Genomic DNA, 22,299 nt, shown 5'->3' on the forward strand with positions numbered 1-22,299 from the left:
GTCGGCGCGCAGAGCGGGGCTGTTAGCCTCGCTCTTCGTCCGCTCGGCCCCGTCTCAGGACCCCTGGTGAAGCATGGATGATCCACGCAGTGGCACCGGTGCGACCTCCACCACCTCGCGGCTGGCCCTCGTCCTGACGCTGTGCGCCACGCTGGCAGCCGGTGCCTGCGGGACCGAGACCGCTCGGACCGGAGCCCAGCCTGACCGCCAGTCCGGAGCCGCTCAGCAACCGTCGGCGCCCGACGAGGACGGTGCCGGGGAGTCGCCCTCGGCCGAGCCGAACGCGTTCGCGCCCGGCATCCTGGACCGGCTCGGCTCGGACCCGCTCGGCACGCAGCAGCCGGAGCAGGGGGAGCCGGGCCCGCTGCGATCCGACTCAGCGCAATCCGCCTCGGCACAACCCGAGGCAGGGCAGCCCGGGCATGGCGCGGCGCGACCGGACGCCGCCGCGCGCAGCGGCAAGGAGCGGGGCTTGCGGTTCCGCCCGTCGGTCTCCGGCCACATCACGAGCCTGGGGTTCTACCGGCTCAAGGGGGACCGACGCCGGCACGCGGCACGCGTCTGGAGCGCGTCGGGGACGCTCATGGCCAAGGTGGTGCTCCCCGCCACCGAGACGGTCGGGTGGCAGCACGTGGCGCTGCCCACCCCGGTGGCGGTGAGCCGCAACGCCACCTACCTCGCCTCGGTCTCCGTCCCAGCCGGCGTTCCGTTCGCCGCCAAGCGTCGGTCGGCGCGGGTCCCCGGCTACGCCACCGTCAGCGGTGCCGTGGGCCCTCGCGGACGGTTCCCGGCCAAGGCGCTCACCCAGCGCCGGTTCCGGGTGCGACCTGTGGTCACCCCGGCCGCGAGCACCCCTTCGACGCCCACGGCCAGTGGTGGTTTCCCGGGTGCGGGGAACACCGGGGTTCCCGAGGGGGTGGCGTTGGCGCCGTACGCGGGTCCGATGACGGTGACGGCGGCGGGGACGGTGATCGATGCCAGGCAGATCACCGGTCGGCTGGTGGTCAGGGCGCCGAACGTGGTGGTGACCCGGAGCCAGGTCAACGGCACCGTGTACATCGAGCGGTCGGGTTCGTTGACGATGTCGGACTCCACGGTGGACGGCGGGACGTCGCAGGACTCGGCGGTGAGCCAGTCGAACTTCACGTTGCGTCGGGTGGAGATCGTGGGTGCTCGGGCCTCTGTGGGCTGTGACGGCAGCTGCGACGTCCAGGACTCCTGGCTGCACGGGCAGTACATGCCGGCGGGCAGCGACTGGCACGGTGACGGGTTCCTGTCCAACGGCGGCAGCAACATGGTGTTGCGGCACAACACGTTGGCGTGCGACTCCAAGCCGACCGGCAACGGTGGTGCGTGTTCGGCGGCGGTGGCGCTGTACGGCGACTTCGCGCCGATCAGGGACGTCACGGTGGAGGGCAACCTGTTCGTGTCCAGTCCCGCGGGCTACTGCCTGTACGGCGGCTACGACCCGGCGAAGCCGTTCGGTGGGCAGGCCTCGAACGTCCGGGTGACGGGCAACGTGTTCGCGCGGGGCTCCAGCGGCAAGTGCGCGGTCTACGGCGCCGCCGCGGCGGTGGCCGGCGGGGGGAGCAACGTGTTCACCGGCAACACCTGGGACGACGGCAAGCCGGTCCGGACGCCGTAGAGCTCCGGTGTGCCGGGCTACCTCATATGAGGGGCACTTGATCGCGGGTCCTGAGAAAGGCGCTCATATTGGAGAGGTGCCGCCTCGTCAGATGTGGCGGTCGCCTGGGCTCCGGCCCAGGTTCCCTCCGAGGAAAGCGCACCCCCATGTTTCCTTCCTCCGCTTCCGGGCGCGCTCCTCGTGCCCACAGCCGGGGGCGACGAGTGTCGCCGTTGTGCGCACTCGCCCTGGCTGCTGCCTTGGCCATCCCGCTCGTGTCGAACCTCAGCGCCGCCACCGCCCGGGCCGGCCCCGCCCGAGCCGCCGCTGCGCCGGTGACAGCCGGCGGCCTGTTCGACGAGTCGCCGGTCCCCCAGGCCACGCTCGACTCCGACACCACGTCCGTCGAGCTCGGCATGAGGTTCTCCCCGAGCGTCGCCGGCACCGCGCGCGGCGCCCAGATCTACAAGCTGGCCACGAGTGCGTCTCGGACCCCCAGCTCGGCCACGCTGTGGAACGGCCGCGGCGAAGCCCTGGCCCGGGTCAGCATCCCGACCACCACCCAGACCGGCTGGCTCCAGGCGAACTTCTCCACGCCGGTGTCCCTGACGCCGGGGAAGTACTACACCATCTCCTACTACGCCCCGCGGGGCCGCTACGCCGCGACGCAGCAGTTCTTCCGGACGCCGATCTCGCGCAACGGCCTGACCGCGCCGACCAGCGCAGGCGTCTACACGTACGCCGGCAACACCACCTTCCCGACGAACACCTACCTGTCGAGCAACTACTGGGTCGACGTCGTGTTCAGAGCCTCCAGCACCTCGGCCGCGACCCCCACCCCGGCCCCGACGCCCACCAGCGACCCCACGCCGCCCTCGGAGGGGACCTACCCGAACCTGGGAAACACCGGGGTGCCGGAGGGAGTGACCCTGACCAGCTACGAGGGTCCGATGACGATCAACCAGGCTGACACGGTGATCGATGCGAAGGAGATCGAAGGGCGGTTGGTGATCAAGGCGCCGAGGGTGGTGGTGACGCGAAGCCGGGTCAAGGGCTCGGTCTACGTCCAGCGCTCGGGTTCGTTGACGATGTCGGACTCCACGGTGCGCGGCGGCACCTCGCAGGACTCCGCGGTCAGCCAGTCCGGCTTCACGCTGCGTCGGGTCGAGGTCGTGGGTGCCCGGGCCTCGGTGGGCTGTGACAACGACTGCAAGGTCATCGACTCGTGGTTGCACGGGCAGTACATGAGGCCGGGCAGCGACTGGCACGGTGACGGGTTCTTGTCCAACGGTGGCAGCAACATGGTGTTGCGGCACAACACGTTGGCGTGCGACTCCAAGCCCACCGGCAACGGTGGCGCGTGCTCGGCTGCGCTGGCCCTGTACGGCGACTTCGCGCCGATCAAGGACGTCACGGTGGAGAACAACCAGTTCGTGTCCAGCCCGGCCGGCTACTGCATGTACGGCGGCTACGACCCGAACAAGCCCTATGGCAAGAGGGCCGAGAACATCACCGTCAGGGGCAACGTCTTTGCTCGTGGGTCGAGCGGCAAGTGCGGGGTCTACGGGGCTGTGACCGCGGTGGCCACCGGCGGCACCAACGTGTTCAGCGGCAACACCTGGGACGACGGCAAGGCCCTCCGGGCGCCCTAGCCGCTCCAGGCGACGGTGTGCGGCCCGGGGCTCTCCCTCATCCGTCTCGAGCTGGTGAGCATCTTGAGCGCCGCCCGGCTGGTGGGCCGGCCGACGGCGGCGCGGCTGGCCTCCCGCAGGACCACGACGCCCCAGAAGGCGGTGCCCGAGAGCCACCCGTGCCGGCGACGGTGCAGACGCACCCGGTTGGCGACCAGCAGCGCCCACAGGCCGGCGGAGGTGGTCGACTCGCCCTGCAGGTGGGTGGCCCGGGCAGCGGGCACGTACGCCGTCGCGTAGCCCGCGTCGCGCGCCCGCAGCCCGTACTCGGTCTCCTCGGAGTAGAGGAAGAACGACTCGTCCCAGCCACCGCAGGTCTGCCAGCACCGGACGGAGATCAGCTGGGTCGAGCCCTCGGCCCAGTCGGGGGTGGCCGGGCCGTCGTAGGCCCGGGGGTCGGTGACGAGCTCGCCGAGCAGGCTCCAGCGTCCGGCCCGGCGCGTTCCCAGCACGGCGTCCCCGAGGGCTCGCAGCACGGTCGGCTCGCGGCGCATCGAGAGGTGCAGGTGCCCCCCGGAGTCGGCCAGACGCGGGACGGCGATACCGACGCCGGAGCCGAGGGCGTCGAGCAGCAGGGCGACGCATCCCGGCTCGAGGCGGACGTCCGGGTTGAGCACGAGGACGGCACGGTGCGGGGGAGCGGCGCTCACCCCCGCGTTGAGCCCCGCGGCGTAGCCGGCGTTGCGTCCCATCCGGACCACGGTGCACCCGGGCACCAGGTCGAGCGAGCGCGCCACCCCGTCGTCGTGGGAGCCGTTGTCGACGACCACCAGCTGCCAGGACAGCCCGGACAACCCGGCGGCGAGCGAGTCGAGGAGCCCGGGGAGGACGTCGGCGGAGTTGTAGGTGACCACGACGACGGCCACGTCGACGGGAGGCGGGCTCATCGGTCGGCGCGCGCGGGCTCGGGAGCGTCGGTGCGCTCCAGGCGGTACAGCGCCCCGGCGAGGCCCAGCAGCACGAAGGTGAGCGCTCCGGTCTTGGCGAAGCCCCAGGCGTCGAAGGTGAGGTAGGTGACGAGCATGGCCAGGATGGCCGCGGAGAGCGCCAGTCCCAGGTGTCGTCGCTCCTCGGTGGCGCCGTGCCGCTTTGCGTGGCGGGCCAGGTAGTAGCCGGTGGCGAAGATGGCCAGGGTGGCGATCAGTCCCAGGATGCCGAGCTCGATCAGGTTCATCAGCAGCTGGTTGTCCAGGACGCGGTAGTACTGCGGGATGAAGGTGAACGCGCCCCGGCCCAGGATCGCGTGCTCGGAGTAGAGGCTGAGCGTGGTGCCGTAGTCGTCGGTGCGGGCCGTCACGCTGGGGTCGGTCAGCGACTGGGTGAACAGCGACCGGATGGTGCCGAGCAGGCCGGGCAGCGCCGACCGCATCAGGATCGCCACCGGTGGGGCGAGCACCAGCAGCCACAGTCGCCGGTTCGCCGGCCAGCCCAGGAAGAGGACCAGCATGGCGGTGCCCAGGGCCACGATGCCGGACCGGGAGACCGCCATCGGGATGGCCAGCGCGATCAGCGCCGCCGGCAGGTACGTCGTGACCGCCCGGCGCACGGTGCCGGCACGGCGCGGGTGGAAGGCCCGGTGCAGGGCGAGGGGCAGCACGGTGGTGAGCACGACGCAGAACTCGATGGGGTGGGTGGTGGTGGCCGAGACCCGGTTGAGCACTGACCGGGAGATGGAGACGCCGAAGTCGTAGGTGGGGGAGAGGCCGGGGACCTGGATGTGGCGGGCCAGGTTGTCGCCGGTGAAGTACTGGTAGATGCCGATCGTGGCCACCACCGCGCACAGGCCGACCAGCACGTCGACGACGCGGTCGAGGTCCGACCACGACCGCACCCCGTCGATGACGAGCAGCGCCACACCCGCCCAGCTGCCCAGGGCGATCAGGCCGCGCATCGCGCCCAGCACGGACTTGTCGAACAGCTCCGTCTCGCTGACCGGCAGCAGCGTCCACACCGCGTCGGAGTCCTGGCGGATGTCGACGGGCCGGGTCCAGCCGTGGACCAGGCCGTTGGCCAGGGCCAGCAGCACGCAGAGCAGGAGCACCCCGAGCGCGACGTGCATGGGGGTGAGCGGTGCCCGGACCTGCCCGCCGAGGCGGGCGCAGGCCCACCACACCAGGAAGCCCAGCCCCAGCAGGTTGGCCGGGGTGCCCGCGGAGCCGATCTGCGGCAGCACCAGCTCGCTGGGGATCAGCAGCAGCAGGGCCAGGTACAGGACCAGCAGCCAGACCGCGGGCAGCGCGGCGCCCGGCCGCGGCCGGGCCGGCACCGCGGGGAGCGGCGGCGCGGCCGCCACCGCCGTGGCGCTCATCGGTTGCGGTTCGACCAGGGCCCGCGCGCGACCCGGCCGCGCTCGGCGAGCTCGGGCTCATCCGGAGCAGACCGTCCCGCGGGCACCTGGTCGGTGCGCTCCCGGGCCGGTGGCGTGGCGCCGGCGAGGCTCGGGCCGGTCTCCCCGGTCTCCCCGGTCTCCCCGGTCCGTCGCGACCGGCGACGGGACAGACCGTCGATGGTGAAGGCGGCGATCAGGGTCAGCACCAGCCCGATCGCGGCGATCAGCATCAGGGCCTTGCGCTTCGCCCCCGGCACGGCCTCGGCGACCGGGTCGACCGCGTTGGTGCGCGAGAAGATCAGCTGGCTCTGCGGGATGCCGGGGATCCGCTGCAGCGACCCCAGCTCGTCGTCGAACCGGCGCAGCAGCTCGTCGCGGGTCTCCAGCACGTCGTCCCGGTCGGTTCCCTTGACGATCACGTCGAGCGCCGGTCCGCCGGAGGTGCCCAGGGCGATGGAGAACTCGGACTTGAAGTCCTCCTCCACCAGCTCCCGGGCCACGGTCTTGGTGCTCAGGTCGCTGGCGATCAGGCTCGCGGCGAAGATCAGCCCGGTGTTGAGGTTGGTGTAGGGGTTCGTCGGGTTGTTGCTGCCGGTCGACGACGACGGGAGCAGCAGCACGTACTGGGCGCGGGCCTGGTACTCGGTGGCCACGACCGTGATCGCGTAGAAGCCGGCGCCGGCGGTGAGCAGCAGGCCGAGGCACACCACGATCCAGCGCCGGCCAAGCACTCGGAGTGCATCAACGAAGTCCATGGTTCCCCCTGTTCGGCGCGCTCATGGCGACGCTCTCCCACGTGCAGGTTAACTGGCCGGAAGGGCCTTGTGGTCGCATCGATTCCCCTAGGGTGGCGGCATGGTCCGACGACGGGTTGCGGTCTCGGTGGTCTCGGTGTGGAACGACGAGGCGGTGCTCGGGGCCTGTCTGGACCGCTCGGTGCGCGAGCTGCGGCACACCGCTCCCGAGACCGAGCTGGTGGCGGTGGACAACCGCGGACAGCGCTGCGCCACGGCGGGGTCGGCCCTCAACGAGGGAGTCCGGGAAGCGACCCGGGACGTGGTGGCCTTCGTCCAGCAGGACATCTACCTGCACTCCCTGGTCGCCCTGGAGGAGGCCGCGGCGCTGCTGACCGAGGACCCGTCGCTGGCGATGGTCGGGGCGGTCGGCATCGACGCCGACGGTCGGGTCCGGGGCCGGATCCGCGACCGGGTGGTCCTGATCGGGGAGGTCGCGGACTCGCCGGTGCCGGTCGACAGCCTCGACGAGGTGCTCTTCCTGGCCCGCCGCCAGGACCTGCTGGAGGACCCGCTCTCGGAGGACCCCGACCTGGCGTGGCACGCCTACGCCGTCGAGTGGGGGCTGCGGGGCAGGGCCCGGGACCGGGCCGTGGCGGCCGTCGACATCCCGCTGACCCACAACTCGCTCTCGACCAACCTGGCCCGGCTCGACGAGGCGCACGCCGCCGTGGCCGCGCTGCACCCCGACCTGCTGCCGCTGCACACGACGTGTGGGGTGATCACCGCCGGCGGCGGCACCCGGGCGCCACGCCGACCGGGGCTGCTGACGGACCACCGGTGGCGGCTGCGCTGGGCCAAGGGGTCGTGGGCCCTCCGCGCGGCCGGCAGGGCGGCCGGCAGCAGCAGCCTGGTGCTGGGGGACCTGCGCCGAGACGTCGACCGCGTCGCCGCGCACGTGCCCGGCCGGCTCCGGATCCACGACCTGGTGCCCGCGCAGCACCCGTTCCCCGACGCCCCGGGCGGGACGTGCCTGCCCCGCGCCGGCTACGACGTGTGGTTCACCAGCGGCTCGCTGGCCGAGCGCCCGGCGCCCGACCGCCCCGATGACGCCTGCCTGTGGACCAACGTCACGCTGACGGACCTGGTCGAGCTGGGCCCGGCCCTGGCGGGGGCCCCGCACGTGATCGGCTACCACGACGACATCGGCTACTGGGTGCTGACCGGCGAGGCGGCCCGTCGGCGCGACGAGATCTGGACCGACCCCCGGTCGCGCCCCGCGCGGCTGCCGGTGTGAGGTCGACCGGCCGTGACGAACGTGGTCTACGCCCTGGGCTACCGCACCTGGGACGACGGGGTGAAGGTCGGCTACGCCTTCTCGCCCGAGCGGATCGCTGCCCGCCTGCGCGATGACCCCACCGTCGAGCGCGTGGTCCTCGTCGACCCGGTGCGCAGCCACCTCAAGCGCCTGGTGCCGCAGCGCCCCGCGGCGCCGCGCTTCTCCTCCGACCCCACCCGCAGGCACCTCCAGCCGCGCCGCTGGCGGCGCGGGGAGCCCACCGAGCACGACGAGGCCGTGACGATCCAGCGTCGCCTCGAGGGCCGGCTGCGCCGCCTGGGCGACCACCAGGACACCGTGCTGGTCACCAGCCACCCGGTCCTGGCCGCGGTGGCCGACCGAGGAGGCTGGCGCGACGTGGCCTACTACGCCTGGGACGACTTCCGCGGCGTCCCCGGGTCGGCCGCCCTGGTGCAGTGGGCCTACGACCAGATCGCGGTCCGCGACGTCAACGTCGTCGCGGTGACGCCCGCCATCGTGGACATCGTCGGCGCCCGCCGCAGCACCGTGGTCCCCAACGGCATCGTCGCCGCCGACTTCGAGCCGCCCGCCGCGCTGCCCGACTGGTACGGCGCCCTGCCCGGGCCGGTGGCGTTCTACGCCGGCAGCCTCCAGCGCCGCATCGACGTGGCCGCGCTGCTCGAGCTGGCCGACGACCTGCCCCCCGAGTGGCGTCTGGTGCTCGTCGGCCCCCTGCAGGAGCCGGAGTGCTTCGCCGGCCTCGCAGCGCGGCCGAACGTGCTCATCAGGCCCGCGGAGCCCCGTCCCCAGGTGCTGGCGATGATGGCCGCCGCCACCGTCTGCCTGGTACCCCACCTGCCCGAGACCGAGGGGATGAGCCCGCTGAAGGTCTACGAGTACCTCGGCGCGGGCGCTCCGGTCGTCGCCACCGACCTGCGCCCGATGCGCGGTCTCTCCCCGCACTGTCGGCTGGTCGCCCCCGGGCAGCGGCTGGCACCGGAGGTGCTGGCCGCAGCGGAGGAGCCCCGGGCCACCAGGGCCGAGGTGCTGGGCTTCCGGAAGGAGCACGACTGGGATCACCGCTACCTCGCCTGGCGGTCGGCGGTCATCGGCACCTGAGCCGAGGAGCCGTTCGCGTCGTCGAGGATGGAGCGGAGCCGGTCGGCGAACGCGGCTGCGGAGAAGTGCTGCTCCGCGCGTGCCCGGGCCGCTGCTCCCAGGTCGGCCCGCAGCCGCGGGTCCACCAGCAGCCGGCGTACGGCGGCCGCGAAGGCGGGCACGTCCTCGGCCGGCACCACGATGCCGGCCTCGCCCACCTGCTCGCGCACGCTGCCGACGTCGAAGGCCACCACCGGCTTGCCCAGCAGCATCGCCTCCAGGACCACCAGCGGGAACGGGTCGTCGCGCGAGGGCAGGGTCGCCACGTCGAAACGGGCCATGGCCGGGTAGGGGTTGGCGCGGGGCCCGGTGAACTCCACCCCCGGACCCGGGACGGCCAGGGCGGGCTCGCCGAGCTCGCCGACCCAGACGAAGCGGGCGGTCCGCGTCTCCTCGTCGGCGTGCACGGCGGCCGCCACCTGCAGCCACAGATCGGTGCCCTTGCGCAGCCCCACACTGCCGGTGGCGCCGACCACCGGTCCCGACTCCTGTCCTGCGGCACGCCCCGACTCCTGTCCCGGGGCCTGCCCCGGCGTCTCCGCGCCGTCCGCGGCCAGGGCTCGGACCCGGCCGTCGTCAGGGACCGAGGGCAGCAGCGCCACGTCGTGGTGGCTGCGCCCGGTGCGAGCCACCAGGTCGCCTCGGACCGACTCGGAGCAGGCCACCAGCCGTACTCCGCGCAGGTCCCGGGACCGGGCCTGCTCCAGGAACAGCTCGGTGTTGGCGTCCGACTCGTGCACGTGCAGCAGCGTGCGGATCCGCAGCCACCGGGCCGGGTGCAGGTAGATCGCCGAGGCCGTGGTGTTGAGGTAGACCAGGTCGGGACGGTGCCGGGCCAGGGTCGCGGTGGCCGCGGCCACGTCGACCAGCCAGGCGACCAGGCGCAGCGAGCGCACCAGCCACAGGCGCCGGCGTACCCCCAGGAGGAGCTCGAGCCGGGTGGGCGCCACCGCGTCGAAGTCGGCCAGCAGCGGCCCTCGCCGCCGGGAGACCACCCTCACCCGGTCGCCCTCGGCGACCAGGCAGCGGGCGACCAGCAGGGCGACCATCGGCGCGCCGGTGCGCGAGGCGTCGTGGGTCACCAGGACCACCCGCCGTGCCGCGGACCCGGTCATGGCGTCACCGGTGCGCGCCGGGAGCCCAGGAGCCGGATGTCGGCCTCCGCGAGGAGCTGGCGCCCCATCAGCGACCCGTAGACCAGCAGGCCGGCCAGGGCGCCGGCGGCCAGGGCCAGCGCCGGGGTCGAGAACGCCTGGCTCGCCAGCCACCCGGCTGCCCCGGCGGCGGCACTGGCCGCGGTGGGCCGGACGAGTGCGCCGGCCAGCCCGGAGGCGTCCACGCCGATGCCGTGCAGCGCCCGCACGTACATCGGGACCGACACCACGGTGACCACGACGACCTGGGCGAGCGCAGCGCCCAGGATGCCGCCGACCCGGACCCCGACGACCAGCGCGGGCAGCAGCGTGACCAGCCAGGCGAGCTGCACCACGAAGACGGCACGCGAGTTGCCGTGCGCCAGCAGGAACGAGGCGAACAGGTCGAACGCCACCCGCACCGCGCCGAAGATCCCCAGCGCGGCCAGCGCCGGCCAGGCGGCGGCCCACCGGTCGCCGTACAGGGTCCGGATCACGGGCTCGGCCAGCACCGCGAGCGCGACCCCGGCCGGCGCGGCGATCGACCAGGTCAGGCGCAGGCTGCGCCGCAGCACCACCGACTGGTCCTGCTCGGTGGTGCGGCTGAACCCGGGCAGGGCCACCGCCCGGATGGCCTGTCCCAGCACCGTCATCGGCCAGCTGGAGACGTTGAAGGCCAGCACGTAGTAGCCGAGCAGGACCAGCCCGGCACCGTGGGCGATGACCGGCGTGGGGATGCCGAGGGTGGTCCAGGACAGCACGTTGGCCCCTGCGATGGGGATGCCGAACCGGACCGACTCCGAGGCCAGGTCGGTGTCCCACCCGAAGCGCGGGCGCCGTCGCGCCGCCACGAACAGCAGCAGCGTGGCCACCGCCTGCCCGACCAGCCGACCGCAGGCCAGCCCCAGGGCGCCCATGTCGAGCTGCACGATGAGCAGGATCGAGACGGTGGTGCCGCAGAGGAAGTCGGCTGCAGTCACCGCCAGCAGGTGGCCCTGCCGGAACTGGCGCTGCAGCAGGGCGAACGGGACCACGCCCAGGCCGCCCAGCGCGATGGTGGCGCCCAGCACGGCGATGGCGCTGGTCGCCTCCGAGCTGCCCATCCCGGCCGCGATCACCGGCGATGCCAGCACCACCGCCGCGCTCAGGCCGGCACCGCTGAGCGCCCCGAGCGTGGCGATCGTCGGCGCGGTCGCCTCGAAGTGCGCGGTCCGGATCAGCTGCGTGCCGAGCCCCAGGTCGCTCAGGCTCATCACCAGGGTCTGCACGGTCAGGGCGACCGCGAAGGTGCCGAACTCCGAGGGAGTGAGCAGCCGCGCCAGCACGATGCCGACGACCAGCGAGCCGACCCGGAGCAGCAGGCTGTTCAGGGCGCTCCAGGTCAGCCCGGACTTGACCGCCCGGTCCAGCGGCGCCTCGGTGGCACTCACGTGCCCCACCGGTGCCGACGCTGCCACCGCAGCGCCCAGCGGGCCTCGAAGAGCCGGCGGGAGGCCGGTGCGTGCCAGGCCGGTGCGCCGGCCCGGCTCCGGGACTCCACCGCCCGGCCCAGTCGGGTGCCGGTGACCGCGGGCCACTGCTCGCGGGCGAACTCGGCCAGTCCCGCCACCAGCCCCTCGGCCTGCCCAGCGCCGTGCGGCCCAGCGTCGTGCGGCCCGGGGGCGTCGAGCTCGTTGAGCGCGTAGCGCAGCGCCTCGCGGGCGAAGGTACGGCGGGAGGCGGCGCGCATCTCGGCCGCACCGGGCAGCGTCGAGCCCGCGCCCTCGCGGCCCAGGAAGTGCTCGAGCAGCACCGATCGCTCGCGCATGTCGGTCAGGACGCCGGCGTAGTCCGTGCTGTGCATGTTGGCGCCGTGGTCGCGGTAGTAGGCCTGGGTGCCGTTGACCCTCCCGACGTCTCCCACCGTCGCGGCCTGGAGCCACAGCAGCATGTCGGCAGCGTGCGGGAACCGGGGGTCGTAGCCACCGAACCGCTCGATCACCTCGCGTCGCACGATCGCCTCGGGGTTGGTGATCAGGTTGCCGGTGGTGCGGCACGAGCGCTCCACCCATTCCGGGCCCCGCCAGGTGGACCAGGACCGCGCGCGCTGCGGTTCCGGCAGCGGCGGCTCGGCGAAGGTCAGCACCTGGCCGTAGACGAGGCTGAGCTCGGGGTGCGCCCCGAACAGGGCGGCGGCCCGGCCCAGCGCCCCGGGGGCCAGCTGGTCGTCGGCCGAGAGCAGCACGACGTAGTCGCCGGTGACCTCCGCGAGCCCGGTGTTGTAGGTGGCGATGTGGCGCTTGTTGACCGGGTTGCGGATCAGGCGCACCTGCGGGTGCTGGGTCGCCAGCCGCTCGGCGACCGCGGCGCTGTCGTCGGTGGAGCAGTCGTCCACCACGATCACCTCGAGGTCCACCCCGGGCTGGGCCAGGACACTCTGCACGGCGTCCGGCAGGTAGTGCCCGTAGTTGTAGCAGGGGATCACCACCGAGACGAGGGGTCGCCCGGTGCCCGCGCGGAGCCGGTGCAGCCTCATCGCGCCCCCGCCGGCTCTCGATCGAGCTGGACAGCGATCTCTGCGCTGATCATCAAATCCGCCCTCTGACTCTGCGCGAGGCCGGCAGTGCCGACCGCGTGGGCCCCCCGGACCACCTCTTCATCGTCCGTGGGCCCGGACGCCGTGTCATAGCCCGTCTTCGGTATATCGAGCCTCACGACGAGCCTCACGACGGTGCTCACGACGGTGAGCCCGGTCGCACCACGGTGGGGGACCACGCCTCCTGGATGAAGAGCTCGGGCTCGGCACCGGGACGCACCGGGATCGACCACACGTCGTTCACGCCGGGCTGGTCCGCGCGCGGCAACCCGTAGAGCAGGGTCTCGTCGTCGAGCCAGGCGACCTGGTCGTCCACCCCGCGCGGGCCGTCCCCGAGCTCGGTACGGCGGCCGGTCGCCAGGTCCAGCACCGCCAGGCTCCACTGCCGGCCCTCGCCGGGATCGACGTCGACCTTGAAGGCCAGCCGGCTGCCGTCGGGGGAGAGCGAGGGGCACTCGCCGTCCGCGGCCACCGAGGTGAGCGTCCGGGTCTCCAGGTCGCCCTCGACGAGCCAGACCCGACCTCCGGTGCCGACGGTGGCGTAGAAGCGCCGGTCGTCGCGGAACGTCACCCCCCACACGTTGCGGTCCACGGGCTCGACCTGCTCTCCGTCGAGCACCAGGTCGAACTTCTCCAGGTTGCCCCAGCTCCGCCCGCCCCCGGTCTCCCGGACCACGGTGGCGGTGGAGAAGCCGACGCTCATGTAGGAGTGGCCGGTGACGAACGAGGTGGTCGCCACCAGGGCGCCGTCGGGGGAGAGTCGGGTGCGGCTGGGGACGCCGGGGAGGGGGTAGGTCTGCGCCACCTGCCAGTCGGGGCTGAGCTCGTGGGCCTCGAACCGGGTGACCACGCCGGGCTGCACCACCAGGCAGGACGCGCCCAACTCCGAGGCCGCCACCCGGTCGCAGGGCACGTCGGTGAAGGCTCGCGGCCCCGTGGGGTCCGCCAGCGGCACCATCGCGACCAGGCCGTAGCGGTTGTCCAGGCCGCTGTGCCGGAACACCACGCGGGGACCGCTGATCGTCTGTGCGCCGGGCACCTGGGCCACCTGGGGGTCCCGGCCCCGGGTCTGCTCGAAGCTCTGGTGCTCCGCCAGCGCGTACCAGGCGGTCGCCGCGGCCACCACGGCGACCAGGAGCACGAAGACGCCCACCCGCAGCCGGGTGCTCACGAGACCACGCGATCCAGGCCGAGCCGGCCCAGCTGGGTGGCGGCGACCAGCACGGCCGCCACCAGCAGGCCGGCGACCAGGAGCAGTGCGGCGCTCGAGCCCAGGGCCAGCCACAGCAGGCCGAAGCCGAACGAGGAGCCCATCCGGGCCAGGGCGACGACCGTCTGGGCGGCGGCGATGCCGCTGCCGCGTGCCCGCAGCGGGACGAGTCGTCCGGCCAACGCCGCGGTGACGCCGTCGGTGGCGGCGTAGAAGGCGCCCAGCAGCGCCAGGGTGCCGAGGGTGGAGGTCCAGGTGGAGCCCGGCAGGCAGGCACACAGGTACGCCGCGGCCAGCACCAGGTGACCGGCCACCAGCACCCGGGCGCGACCCACCCGGTCGGCGAGCCGGCCCACCGGCACCGCCAGCGCCAGGTAGGCGATGTTGGTCCCCACGAAGAGCATGGGGAACCAGCTCGCGGCGAAGCCGCCGCGGTCCAGCAGCGCGAGGTAGAGGAAGCCGTCCCCGACCGTGAGCAGCGCCAGGCCGCCGGACACGAGCAGCAGCGGACGCAGCCGGGGCTCCGCCAGGTCGGACCAGCGCAGCGGCTCGGGCGCGGGGCCGTCCTCGGGCCGGGGCCGCGCGCGCTGGTCGGAGGCCAGCAGCCCGAGCAGCGCGACCCCGATCACGGCGAACGCCAGGGAGACCGCGAGCACCACCGAGAAGCCGTCGGGGATCAGCACCAGGATGCCGAAGGCGATCAGCGGACCGAGCGCCGCGCCGATGGTGTCCAGCATCCGGTGCACCCCGAAGGCGCGTCCCAGGTGCTCGGTGGGCGTGGCCGAGGAGATCATCGAGTCCCGCGGCGCGGTGCGGATGCCCTTGCCGACGCGGTCAGCGGCCACCACGGCCGAGACGCTGGCGGCGCCCCCGGCGAACAGCAGGAAGACCCGCGCCACCGCCGAGAGGGCGTAGCCGGCGAAGGCGACCCACTTGGGCCGGTCGGTGCGGTCGGCCAGCCAGCCGCCGCCCAGGCGGACCAGGGCGCTGACCCCCTGGTTGAGGCCGTCGACGAACCCGTAGGCCACCGTCGAGAGCCCCACCACCGCGGTGAGGTAGAGCGGCAGGATGGCACTGACCGACTCCGAGGAGATGTCGGTCAGCAGGCTCACCAGGCCGAGGGTCAGGACCACCCGGCCGACCCGCCGAGGCGGTGCTGCCACGCTGGAGTCCGGCTGGTCCGGCTGGTCCGGCGGTGCGGACGCTGGTCGGTCGCGCAGGGTGAGGTACATGGGACCTCACTCCGGCCCGGCGTGCAGCACGCCGTAGACGGTGTACGTCGTCCGGGAGCCCTCTCGCCGCACGGTCACCACCACCGAGCTGCGGCCCCGGCTGAGGCCCGCCGCCTCGGACCCGGCCACCGCGGCGACCGGCTCCTCCGCCATGCCGCGCGCGGCGAGTCGCCCCCGGTAGGCGAGCAGGACCTCCGCGGCCGGCAGGGTGGTCGAGGCCTCCAGCGCCACCTGGAGGCGCGAGCCCGCCGGCGAGAGGCTGCTGCTGGTGACCCGTGAGCCGCGCACCGGGCGCAGGTAGCCCGGGAAGCCCGGTGTCAGCCCTCCGGTGACGCTGGCGGCAGCGGGGAGTGGCCGGCGTAGCAGGGCGGGGGTCGGGCGCGACTCCCGGAGCCCGGGAAGCGAGGTGGGAGCCGAGGTCCCGACCCCTGAGACCTCGGCCCCTCCCGAGGTGGCTGGCCGCTGGCCGCCGGGGGCGGCGGACGCCGTACCGGTGGGGGCCGGGGTGGTGGGGGCCGGAGTGGTGGGGGCCGGGGTGGCGGAGCTGGCGCCGGTGCGGGTGGCGCTCTGCTGGGCCGTCTGCTGGGCCGTCGGCTGTTGGGCCCCGGAGCCGGAGCAGCCGGTGCAGAGTGCGAGTGTGATGACCAGCCCGAGCACCGGTGAACTGCCGTGCCGCATGAGTCCCCCTCGTGCCGGCGGCACCGGACCGGGTGCCGCCACCGTGAGTATCACTCGCCGAACGGCCCCTCCGGGTCGCCCAAATTGGGGTACTCGACTGCTCTCCGTCCCGGCCGTGGCCTCCGCGCGCCTGCGCCGCCGGACCATGAGAGGCTCGGGCGGTGACCACCGAGACGCCGAACCAGATCCCTCCCGCCGCCATCTCCGACGACCACGCGTTCGCGGTGTGGGCCGCCGAGCAGGCCGGCGAGCGCCTGCTCCAGGTCCGTGCCGAGGGCCTGGAGGGCCGGGCGCTCAAGGATGCCGGGGACGCCGCGGCGCAGTCGCTGCTGGCGGCGCTGCTCGCCGAGCACCGTCCCGACGACGCGGTGCTGTCGGAGGAGGCGGCCGACGACAAGTCCCGCCTCGACGCGCCCCGGGTGTGGATCATCGACCCCCTCGACGGGACCCGGGAGTTCTCCGAGCCGCCCCGCGACGACTGGGCCGTGCACGTGGCCCTGTGGGAGTCCGGTGAGCTGACCGCCGGGGCCGTGGCCCAGCCGGCGCTGGGGAGACCTTCAACACCGGCCGTCCCGCGGTGGTGCCGCCCCGGTCCTCGGTGCGTACCCGCATCGCGGTCTCCCGGTCCCGTCCGCCGGCGTTCGTCGAGGCGCTGGCCGCCGAGCTCGACGCCGAGCTGGTGCCGATGGGCTCCGCGGGGGTCAAGGTGATGAGCGTGGTGCGCGACGTCGCCGACGCCTACGTGCACGCGGGCGGGCAGTACGAGTGGGACAACGCCGCCCCGGTCGCCGTGGCCCGCGCGGCGGGCCTGTTCTGCTCACGGGTGGACGGCTCCGAGCTGGTCTACAACAAGGACGACGTGTCGCTGCCTGACCTCATCGTGTGCCGCCCCGAGCTGGCCGAGTCGATCATCGCCTTCGTGCGGGAGCACGGCACCGACTGACGACTGTGCCAGTGGCCGGACGGCAGCAGCCGCAGCCCCGCTGGTGCGGGACCGCGGCTGCCGGTGAGGTGCGGTGGTGCGATGCGGCTCAGTAGACCTGGAAGAAGTCGGTCCAGGCCGTGTAGTGCTTGTCGCCGGGGACCGAGGCGCTGAACTTGAAGCCGGACTTGTTGGGGGCCTTCACCTTGAAGGTGCCCTTCTTGTTCGTCTTCACCTTGCGCCAGGCGACGTACTTCTTGCCCTTGAGGCGCTTGAGGACGACCTTCTTGCGCTTGTAGTCGGGGCTGACCTTGCCCTTGAGCCAGAGGCCGGGGTGGTGAACTTGACCTTGCGCTGCACTCCGACGGCCAGGCCGTTGGAGGTGCTGGCCGCGTAGTTGTCCTCGTAGGCCGTGGTGGCGGCGTAGCCGGAGTAGGCCGCCTGGTAGATGGTGTTGCTCTTGGGCTTGATGTCCGGGAAGGACACGTACCCGCCGGCGGGGACCGTGGCCAGCGCAACCGGGGCCGCGTCCTTGGTGCTCTGCGCGTAGAGCGTCACGGTGCCCTTGTAGGCGCTGTTGCCGTCCGAGGCGGTCACGCGGCCGGTGATGCTCACCTTCTCGCCGTGCACGACGGTGGGCTCCCCGTAGGAGACCTCCAAGGTGGTGGTGGTGGTGAGGTTCTCGGTGGCCGCCTGAGCGGGCTGGGCCACGGCCAGCGGAGCAACGCCGAGGAGCGCGGTGCTGAGGAGGCCGGTGATGAGGCGGGATGTCTTCATGATGAGCAGCGTCTTCCGTTTCGAAGTGATGAGGGGGACAGGGCGTCCGGTGCGCCGCCCCCGAGGGTTCGCGCGGGCCATTCCTACCCCACCTCGGAGGCGGGCAAACCAGACGGACCACCCGCTGCCGGTTCGCCCCGTCTGTGGCACCGTTGACGCCCATGACCTCGACCATCTCCCACACGACGATCGACTGCCACAACGCCTACGAGCTCTCCCAGTGGTGGAAGCCGGTCCTGGGTTACGTGGACGTCGAGGGGGACCCCAACGAGCCGGGAGACGGGGAGTGCATGATCCGCGACCCGGAGACCGGTCACCAGCTGCTGTTCATCGAGGTCCCGGACCAGGAGCTGCCCGCGAAGCGCATCCACTTCGACCTGCGTCCGCGTGAGCGCGGCCGCGACGAGGAGGTCGAGTGGCTGCTGACCTACGGCGCTACCCAGGTCGCCGACCACCGTGGCAAGTACGGCCCCGGCAGCGGCTGGGTCATCTTCGCCGACCCGGAAGGAAACCAGTTCTGCATCCTGCGCTCGGAGGGGGAGCTGGCCGCGACCGCTGCGCCGTGACCTGACGGCCCTCCAGGCCCCTCGTAGACTGGTCTCACCACCCCCCGTCGTCCCCGACCGGGGGCTGTCGTGTTGTTCGTCGAAAGAAGCGTTGAGAACGTGAGCCCCAGCCTCACCCTGACCAAGGTGGCCCAGGCCGTGCTGGCCGACCCCGCCCTCGCCGAGTCCATGGCCGACGCCCGGGACGGCGCCCTGAGCACCCTGGACCTGACCGGCCCGGCGGCGCTGCGCCCCGTCGTGGTCAAGGGCCTGGTCGATGCCGGCCGCGTGGTCCTGGCGGTCACCGCCACCGCCCGCGAGGCCGAGGACCTGGTGGCGGCGCTCGGTGACCTGGTCGACCCCGCCCGGGTCGCCTACTACCCCTCGTGGGAGACGCTGCCGCACGAGCGGCTCAGCCCCCGCAGCGACACCGTCGGTCGCCGGCTGGCCGTGCTCAGGCGATTGACGCACCCCGGTGACGACGCCACCAACGGCCCGCTCTCGGTCGTGGTGGCCCCCGTGCGCTCCGTGCTCCAGCCCCAGGTCAAGGGGCTGGCCGACCTGGTGCCGGTCGAGCTGGTCAAGGGGCAGGAGGCGCCGCTGGAGGAGATCGTCCGCGGTCTCTCCGACGCGGCGTACTCCCGGGTGGACCTGGTGGAGCGGCGCGGCGAGTTCGCTGTCCGGGGCGGCATCGTCGACGTCTTCCCACCCACCGAGGAGCACCCGCTGCGGGTGGAGCTGTGGGGTGACGAGGTCGAGCAGCTGCGCAGCTTCTCCGTCGCCGACCAGCGCACCCTGGAGGAGGTGCCCCGGCTGTGGGCACCCCCGTGCCGCGAGCTGCTGCTGACCGAGGAGGTGCGCGCCCGCGCCGCGGAGCTCGGCCGGGCTCACCCCCAGCTGCTCGAGCTCACCGACAAGATGGCCGCTGGCATCGCGGTCGAGGGGATGGAGTCCCTGGCGCCGGTCCTGGTCGACGACATGGAGCTGCTCGTCGACCTGATGCCGGCCCAGACCCACGTGCTGGTGCTGGACCCCGAGCGGGTCCGTTCCCGGGCCCACGACCTGGTCGCCACCAGCGAGGAGTTCCTGAGCGCCAGCTGGGCGGCGGCCGCGAGCGGCGGCTCGGCCCCCATCGACCTCAGCGTGGCGTCGTACCACTCGGTCGCCGACGTCCGCGAGCACACCCTGAGCCAGGGCCGCCCCTGGTGGTCGATGAGCCCCTTCGGCCTCGGCGACAGCGCGGAGCTGGCCGAGCTGGACCTCGACGTGCGCATCGGCGCGGTGGAGTCCCGGACCCTGTCGGCGGCGCCGACGGAGACCTACCGCGGGGACTTCGAGCACTTCCTGCGCGACCTCAAGAACTGGCTGGACCAGGGCTACCAGGTGGTCACCGTGCACGCCGGGCACGGCCCGGCGCAGCGCCTGGTCGAGGTGCTCGCCGAGCACGACGTCGCGGCCCGCCTGGTGGACCGGGACGAGGGGCCCGCGGGGACCGGCGTCGTCAGCGTCACCTGCGGCACCCTGGAGCACGGCTTCGTCGACGCCGACCGCAAGGTCGCGGTCGTCACCGGCGAGGACCTCACGGGCCAGAAGTCCTCCACCCGCGACATGCGCAAGATGCCGGTGCGCCGCAAGAAGCAGATCGACCCCCTCGAGCTCAAGGCCGGGGACTACGTGGTGCACGAGAAGCACGGCGTGGGGCGCTTCGTGGAGATGAAGCAGCGGGTGGTCCAAGGCGCCACCCGGGAGTACCTGGTCGTCGAGTACGGCGCGACCAAGCGCGGCGCGCCGCCGGACCGGCTCTACGTGCCGGCCGACACCCTGGACCAGGTCACCCGGTACGTCGGTGGCGAGCAGCCGAGCCTGGACCGGCTCGGCGGGGCCGACTGGACCAAGCGCAAGAACAAGGCCCGCAAGGCGGTGCGCGAGATCGCCGGCGAGCTGATCAAGCTGTACGCCGCCCGGCAGGCGACCAAGGGCTACGCCTACGGGCCCGACACCCCCTGGCAGCGCGAGCTCGAGGACGCCTTCCCCTTCCACGAGACCCCCGACCAGCTGACCACCGTGGAGGAGGTCAAGGCCGACATGCGCCGGGTGGTCCCGATGGACCGGCTGGTGTGCGGTGACGTCGGCTACGGCAAGACCGAGATCGCGGTGCGGGCGGCGTTCAAGGCCGTCCAGGACGGCAAGCAGGTCGCGGTCCTGGTGCCGACCACGCTGCTGGTCACCCAGCACCTGAGCACCTTCACCGAGCGGATGAGCAACTTCCCGGTGGTGCTCAAGGGGCTGAGCCGGTTCCAGACCGACAAGGAGGCCCGCGAGGTCATCGCCGGCCTGGCGGACGGCACCGTCGACATCGTCGTCGGCACCCACCGCCTGCTCAGCCCCGAGATCAGGTTCAAGGACCTGGGGCTGATCGTGGTCGACGAGGAGCAGCGCTTCGGTGTCGAGCACAAGGAGAAGATGAAGCAGATGCGCACCAGCGTCGACGTGCTGTCGATGAGCGCGACGCCGATCCCGCGCACCCTGGAGATGGCCGTCACCGGGATCCGGGAGATGTCCACCATCACCACGCCGCCCGAGGAGCGCCACCCGGTGCTGACCTACGTCGGGGCCTACGAGGACCGCCAGGTGATCGCGGCGGTACGCCGGGAGCTGCTGCGCGAGGGCCAGGTCTTCTTCATCCACAACCGGGTGCAGTCCATCGAGAAGCAGGCGGCCCGGATCCGCGAGCTCGTGCCGGAGGCCCGGGTCGCCACCGCGCACGGCCAGATGGGGGAGCACCAGCTCGAGCAGGTGATGCTCGACTTCTGGGAGAAGCGCTTCGACGTGCTGGTGTGCACCACGATCGTGGAGTCCGGCCTGGACGTCTCCAACGCCAACACCATGATCATCGAGCGCGCCGACACCCTCGGGCTCAGCCAGCTGCACCAGCTGCGCGGCCGCGTCGGCCGCTCCCGGGAGCGGGCCTACGCCTACTTCCTCTACCCCTCGGAGAAGCCGCTGACCGAGACCGCCCACGAGCGGCTGGCCACCCTGGCGCAGCACTCCGACCTGGGCGGCGGCATGGCGATCGCGATGAAGGACCTGGAGATCCGCGGCGCCGGCAACCTGCTCGGTGGCGAGCAGTCCGGGCACATCGCCGACGTCGGCTTCGACCTCTACGTGCGCCTGGTCGGCGAGGCGGTCGCCGAGTTCCGCGGCGAGGAGAGCGAAGAGACCGACGAGGTCCGCATCGAGCTCCCCGTCGACGCCCACCTGCCGCACGACTACGTGCCCAGCGAGCGGCTCCGGCTGGAGATGTACAAGCGGCTCTCGGAGGTGCGCAACGACGCCGACGTGGACGAGATCCGCGAGGAGCTGGTGGACCGCTACGGCCCGCCGCCGGAGGTCGCCGAGACCCTGCTGGCGGTGGCCCGGTTCCGGGCGCGGGCCCGCGCCGCCAAGCTCACCGAGATCGGGGTGATGGGCAAGAACGTGCGTTTCGCGCCGGTGAGCCTGCCCGACTCGCGCGTGGTGCGCCTCAACCGTCTCTACCCCAAGGCCAAGGTCCACAGCCAGGCCGACTCCATGCTGGTGCCGCGACCGCTCGGGTCGGCGACGGGCTCCGGGATCGCCCTGCTTGAATGGGCCCGCGGAGTGATCGACCAGATCATCGACCCACCCTCCGCATCGCCAGCACCGCCAGCCAAGGAGAACTTGTGAGCCCGTCCCGCTTCGGCCGTCCAGCGATCCTCGCGGCGGCAGCCGCCGTCCTGCTCTCGGGATGCGCCGACACCACCTTCGGAGGCGTCGCCGCCCAGGTGGGCGACGAGCAGATCTCCATGTCGCAGGTCGACGGCGCCGCCGACGCGCTTTGCCAGGCGGAGGAGCAGACGCTGCGCGACAACGGCCAGGTGGTGCCCATGCGCCAGGTGCGACGCCTGGTGGCCTCGCTGCTGGTGGACGCGGCCACGGCACGCCAGGTGGCCGAGGAGTACGACGTCACGCCCGGCCCCGAGGTCGAGAGCGAGGCAGCACGGGTGGAGTCGACCACCCAGGACCTGACCGATGAGCAGCGTCAGGACTTCGTCGACGCCGCGACCGCCCAGCTGCTCAAGCAGTCGGTCGCCTCGGTCGCCGGCGAGGCGGCGCTGGCGGAGGAGGGGGTCACCGACCCCACGCCGGAGGAGGCGGCCGCGCGTGGCGCCGAGATCTTCGCGGCCTGGTCGGCGGAGCACGACGTCGACCTGGACCCGCGCTTCGGGCTGGCGGTGACCGACGGCCAGTTCCAGATCGCCGACACCGACCTCTCGGTCCCGGTCTCGGACCTGGCCACCGCCGCTGCCGACGACGCCGACACCGAGCACCCCAAGTCGCTGCCCGAGAGCCAGCGCTGCGGCTGAGGTGGA

The 22,299-nt window shown here is 73.0% G+C and carries 20 protein-coding genes; 9 read left to right on the forward strand and 11 right to left on the reverse strand.

Annotated elements, in window-relative coordinates; translation table 11 throughout:
- Positions 1 to 73: 73 nt before the first annotated feature.
- A complete protein-coding gene (locus C0R66_RS04285; protein WP_101523662.1) occupies positions 74 to 1,645 on the forward strand; it encodes a DUF4082 domain-containing protein in 1,572 nt (523 codons plus the stop codon).
- A 254-nt stretch (positions 1,646 to 1,899) separates the two neighbouring features.
- Positions 1,900 to 3,276 (forward strand): DUF4082 domain-containing protein, encoded by a 1,377-nt coding sequence (locus C0R66_RS04290; protein WP_158647891.1) that lies wholly within the window; start codon positions 1,900 to 1,902, stop codon positions 3,274 to 3,276.
- On the opposite strand, the gene C0R66_RS04295 is transcribed toward C0R66_RS04290, so the two are convergent.
- The 3 genes from C0R66_RS04295 to C0R66_RS04305 are packed head-to-tail and all read right to left on the reverse strand — an operon-like array spanning position 3,273 to position 6,399.
- Complete coding sequence (locus C0R66_RS04295) at positions 3,273 to 4,202, reverse strand: glycosyltransferase family 2 protein (RefSeq protein ID WP_101523664.1); 930 nt, start codon at positions 4,200 to 4,202, stop codon at positions 3,273 to 3,275. The genes C0R66_RS04290 and C0R66_RS04295 overlap by 4 nt on opposite strands.
- Positions 4,199 to 5,623: an O-antigen ligase family protein gene (locus C0R66_RS04300; RefSeq protein WP_101523665.1), complete on the reverse strand. Its 1,425-nt coding sequence runs from the start codon at positions 5,621 to 5,623 to the stop codon at positions 4,199 to 4,201. The genes C0R66_RS04295 and C0R66_RS04300 overlap by 4 nt, the downstream gene beginning before the upstream one ends.
- Complete coding sequence (locus C0R66_RS04305) at positions 5,620 to 6,399, reverse strand: YveK family protein (RefSeq protein WP_158647892.1); 780 nt, start codon at positions 6,397 to 6,399, stop codon at positions 5,620 to 5,622. The genes C0R66_RS04300 and C0R66_RS04305 overlap by 4 nt, the downstream gene beginning before the upstream one ends.
- Before the next feature lie 100 nt (positions 6,400 to 6,499).
- Here C0R66_RS04305 and C0R66_RS04310 point away from each other — a divergent pair, with 100 nt between their 5' ends.
- Both C0R66_RS04310 and C0R66_RS04315 read left to right on the forward strand, forming a co-directional pair.
- Positions 6,500 to 7,675, forward strand: a complete 1,176-nt coding sequence (locus C0R66_RS04310; RefSeq protein ID WP_101523667.1) for a glycosyltransferase family A protein — start codon at positions 6,500 to 6,502, stop codon at positions 7,673 to 7,675.
- Between the two features lie 12 nt (positions 7,676 to 7,687).
- Entirely contained in the window at positions 7,688 to 8,797 is a 1,110-nt protein-coding gene (locus tag C0R66_RS04315; RefSeq protein ID WP_101523668.1) for a glycosyltransferase, read from the forward strand.
- Here C0R66_RS04315 and C0R66_RS04320 read toward each other — a convergent pair.
- The 6 genes from C0R66_RS04320 to C0R66_RS04350 all read right to left on the reverse strand — a co-directional run bounded on the left by C0R66_RS04320 (position 8,761) and on the right by C0R66_RS04350 (position 15,664).
- On the reverse strand, positions 8,761 to 9,951 hold the full coding sequence (locus C0R66_RS04320) for a glycosyltransferase family 4 protein (protein WP_101523669.1): 1,191 nt from the start codon (positions 9,949 to 9,951) through the stop codon (positions 8,761 to 8,763). The two genes, C0R66_RS04315 and C0R66_RS04320, sit on opposite strands and share 37 nt — an antisense overlap.
- Positions 9,948 to 11,399: an oligosaccharide flippase family protein gene (locus C0R66_RS19845; protein WP_158647893.1), complete on the reverse strand. Its 1,452-nt coding sequence runs from the start codon at positions 11,397 to 11,399 to the stop codon at positions 9,948 to 9,950. The genes C0R66_RS04320 and C0R66_RS19845 overlap by 4 nt, the downstream gene beginning before the upstream one ends.
- On the reverse strand, positions 11,396 to 12,484 hold the full coding sequence (locus C0R66_RS04330) for a glycosyltransferase family 2 protein (protein ID WP_101523671.1): 1,089 nt from the start codon (positions 12,482 to 12,484) through the stop codon (positions 11,396 to 11,398). The genes C0R66_RS19845 and C0R66_RS04330 overlap by 4 nt, the downstream gene beginning before the upstream one ends.
- Positions 12,485 to 12,683: 199 nt before the next feature.
- Positions 12,684 to 13,715, reverse strand: a complete 1,032-nt coding sequence (locus C0R66_RS04340; protein WP_101523673.1) for a hypothetical protein — start codon at positions 13,713 to 13,715, stop codon at positions 12,684 to 12,686.
- Entirely contained in the window at positions 13,712 to 14,986 is a 1,275-nt protein-coding gene (locus tag C0R66_RS04345; RefSeq protein WP_101523674.1) for an MFS transporter, read from the reverse strand. The genes C0R66_RS04340 and C0R66_RS04345 overlap by 4 nt, the downstream gene beginning before the upstream one ends.
- A 6-nt stretch (positions 14,987 to 14,992) precedes the next feature.
- Positions 14,993 to 15,664, reverse strand: a complete 672-nt coding sequence (locus C0R66_RS04350) for a hypothetical protein (protein WP_101523675.1) — start codon at positions 15,662 to 15,664, stop codon at positions 14,993 to 14,995.
- A 161-nt stretch (positions 15,665 to 15,825) separates the two neighbouring features.
- On the opposite strand from C0R66_RS04350, the gene C0R66_RS19850 reads away from it, so the two are divergent.
- Positions 15,826 to 16,374, forward strand: a complete 549-nt coding sequence (locus C0R66_RS19850; protein ID WP_277869156.1) for an inositol monophosphatase family protein — start codon at positions 15,826 to 15,828, stop codon at positions 16,372 to 16,374.
- Positions 16,263 to 16,607, forward strand: coding sequence for an inositol monophosphatase family protein (locus tag C0R66_RS19855; protein ID WP_277869157.1), 345 nt, complete (start codon positions 16,263 to 16,265; stop codon positions 16,605 to 16,607). The genes C0R66_RS19850 and C0R66_RS19855 overlap by 112 nt, the downstream gene beginning before the upstream one ends.
- An 88-nt stretch (positions 16,608 to 16,695) precedes the next feature.
- On the opposite strand, the gene C0R66_RS19860 is transcribed toward C0R66_RS19855, so the two are convergent.
- Together C0R66_RS19860 and C0R66_RS04360 are read right to left on the reverse strand one after the other, a co-directional pair.
- A complete protein-coding gene (locus C0R66_RS19860) occupies positions 16,696 to 16,821 on the reverse strand; it encodes a hypothetical protein (RefSeq protein WP_277869158.1) in 126 nt (41 codons plus the stop codon).
- Positions 16,818 to 17,363: a hypothetical protein gene (locus tag C0R66_RS04360; protein ID WP_101523676.1), complete on the reverse strand. Its 546-nt coding sequence runs from the start codon at positions 17,361 to 17,363 to the stop codon at positions 16,818 to 16,820. The genes C0R66_RS19860 and C0R66_RS04360 overlap by 4 nt, the downstream gene beginning before the upstream one ends.
- Before the next feature lie 161 nt (positions 17,364 to 17,524).
- Here C0R66_RS04360 and C0R66_RS04365 point away from each other — a divergent pair, with 161 nt between their 5' ends.
- The 3 genes from C0R66_RS04365 (at position 17,525) to C0R66_RS04375 (ending at position 22,293) form a co-directional block, all read left to right on the forward strand.
- Positions 17,525 to 17,929 (forward strand): VOC family protein, encoded by a 405-nt coding sequence (locus C0R66_RS04365; protein WP_101523677.1) that lies wholly within the window; start codon positions 17,525 to 17,527, stop codon positions 17,927 to 17,929.
- Positions 17,930 to 18,097: 168 nt separating this feature from the next.
- Positions 18,098 to 21,613, forward strand: coding sequence for a transcription-repair coupling factor (mfd, locus tag C0R66_RS04370; protein ID WP_101526030.1), 3,516 nt, complete (start codon positions 18,098 to 18,100; stop codon positions 21,611 to 21,613).
- Complete coding sequence (locus C0R66_RS04375; RefSeq protein ID WP_101523678.1) at positions 21,610 to 22,293, forward strand: hypothetical protein; 684 nt, start codon at positions 21,610 to 21,612, stop codon at positions 22,291 to 22,293. Before mfd ends, C0R66_RS04375 begins: the two co-directional genes overlap by 4 nt.
- Positions 22,294 to 22,299: the final 6 nt, after the last annotated feature.

Source organism: Nocardioides houyundeii (assembly GCF_002865585.1).
Lineage (GTDB): Bacteria > Actinomycetota > Actinomycetes > Propionibacteriales > Nocardioidaceae > Nocardioides > Nocardioides houyundeii.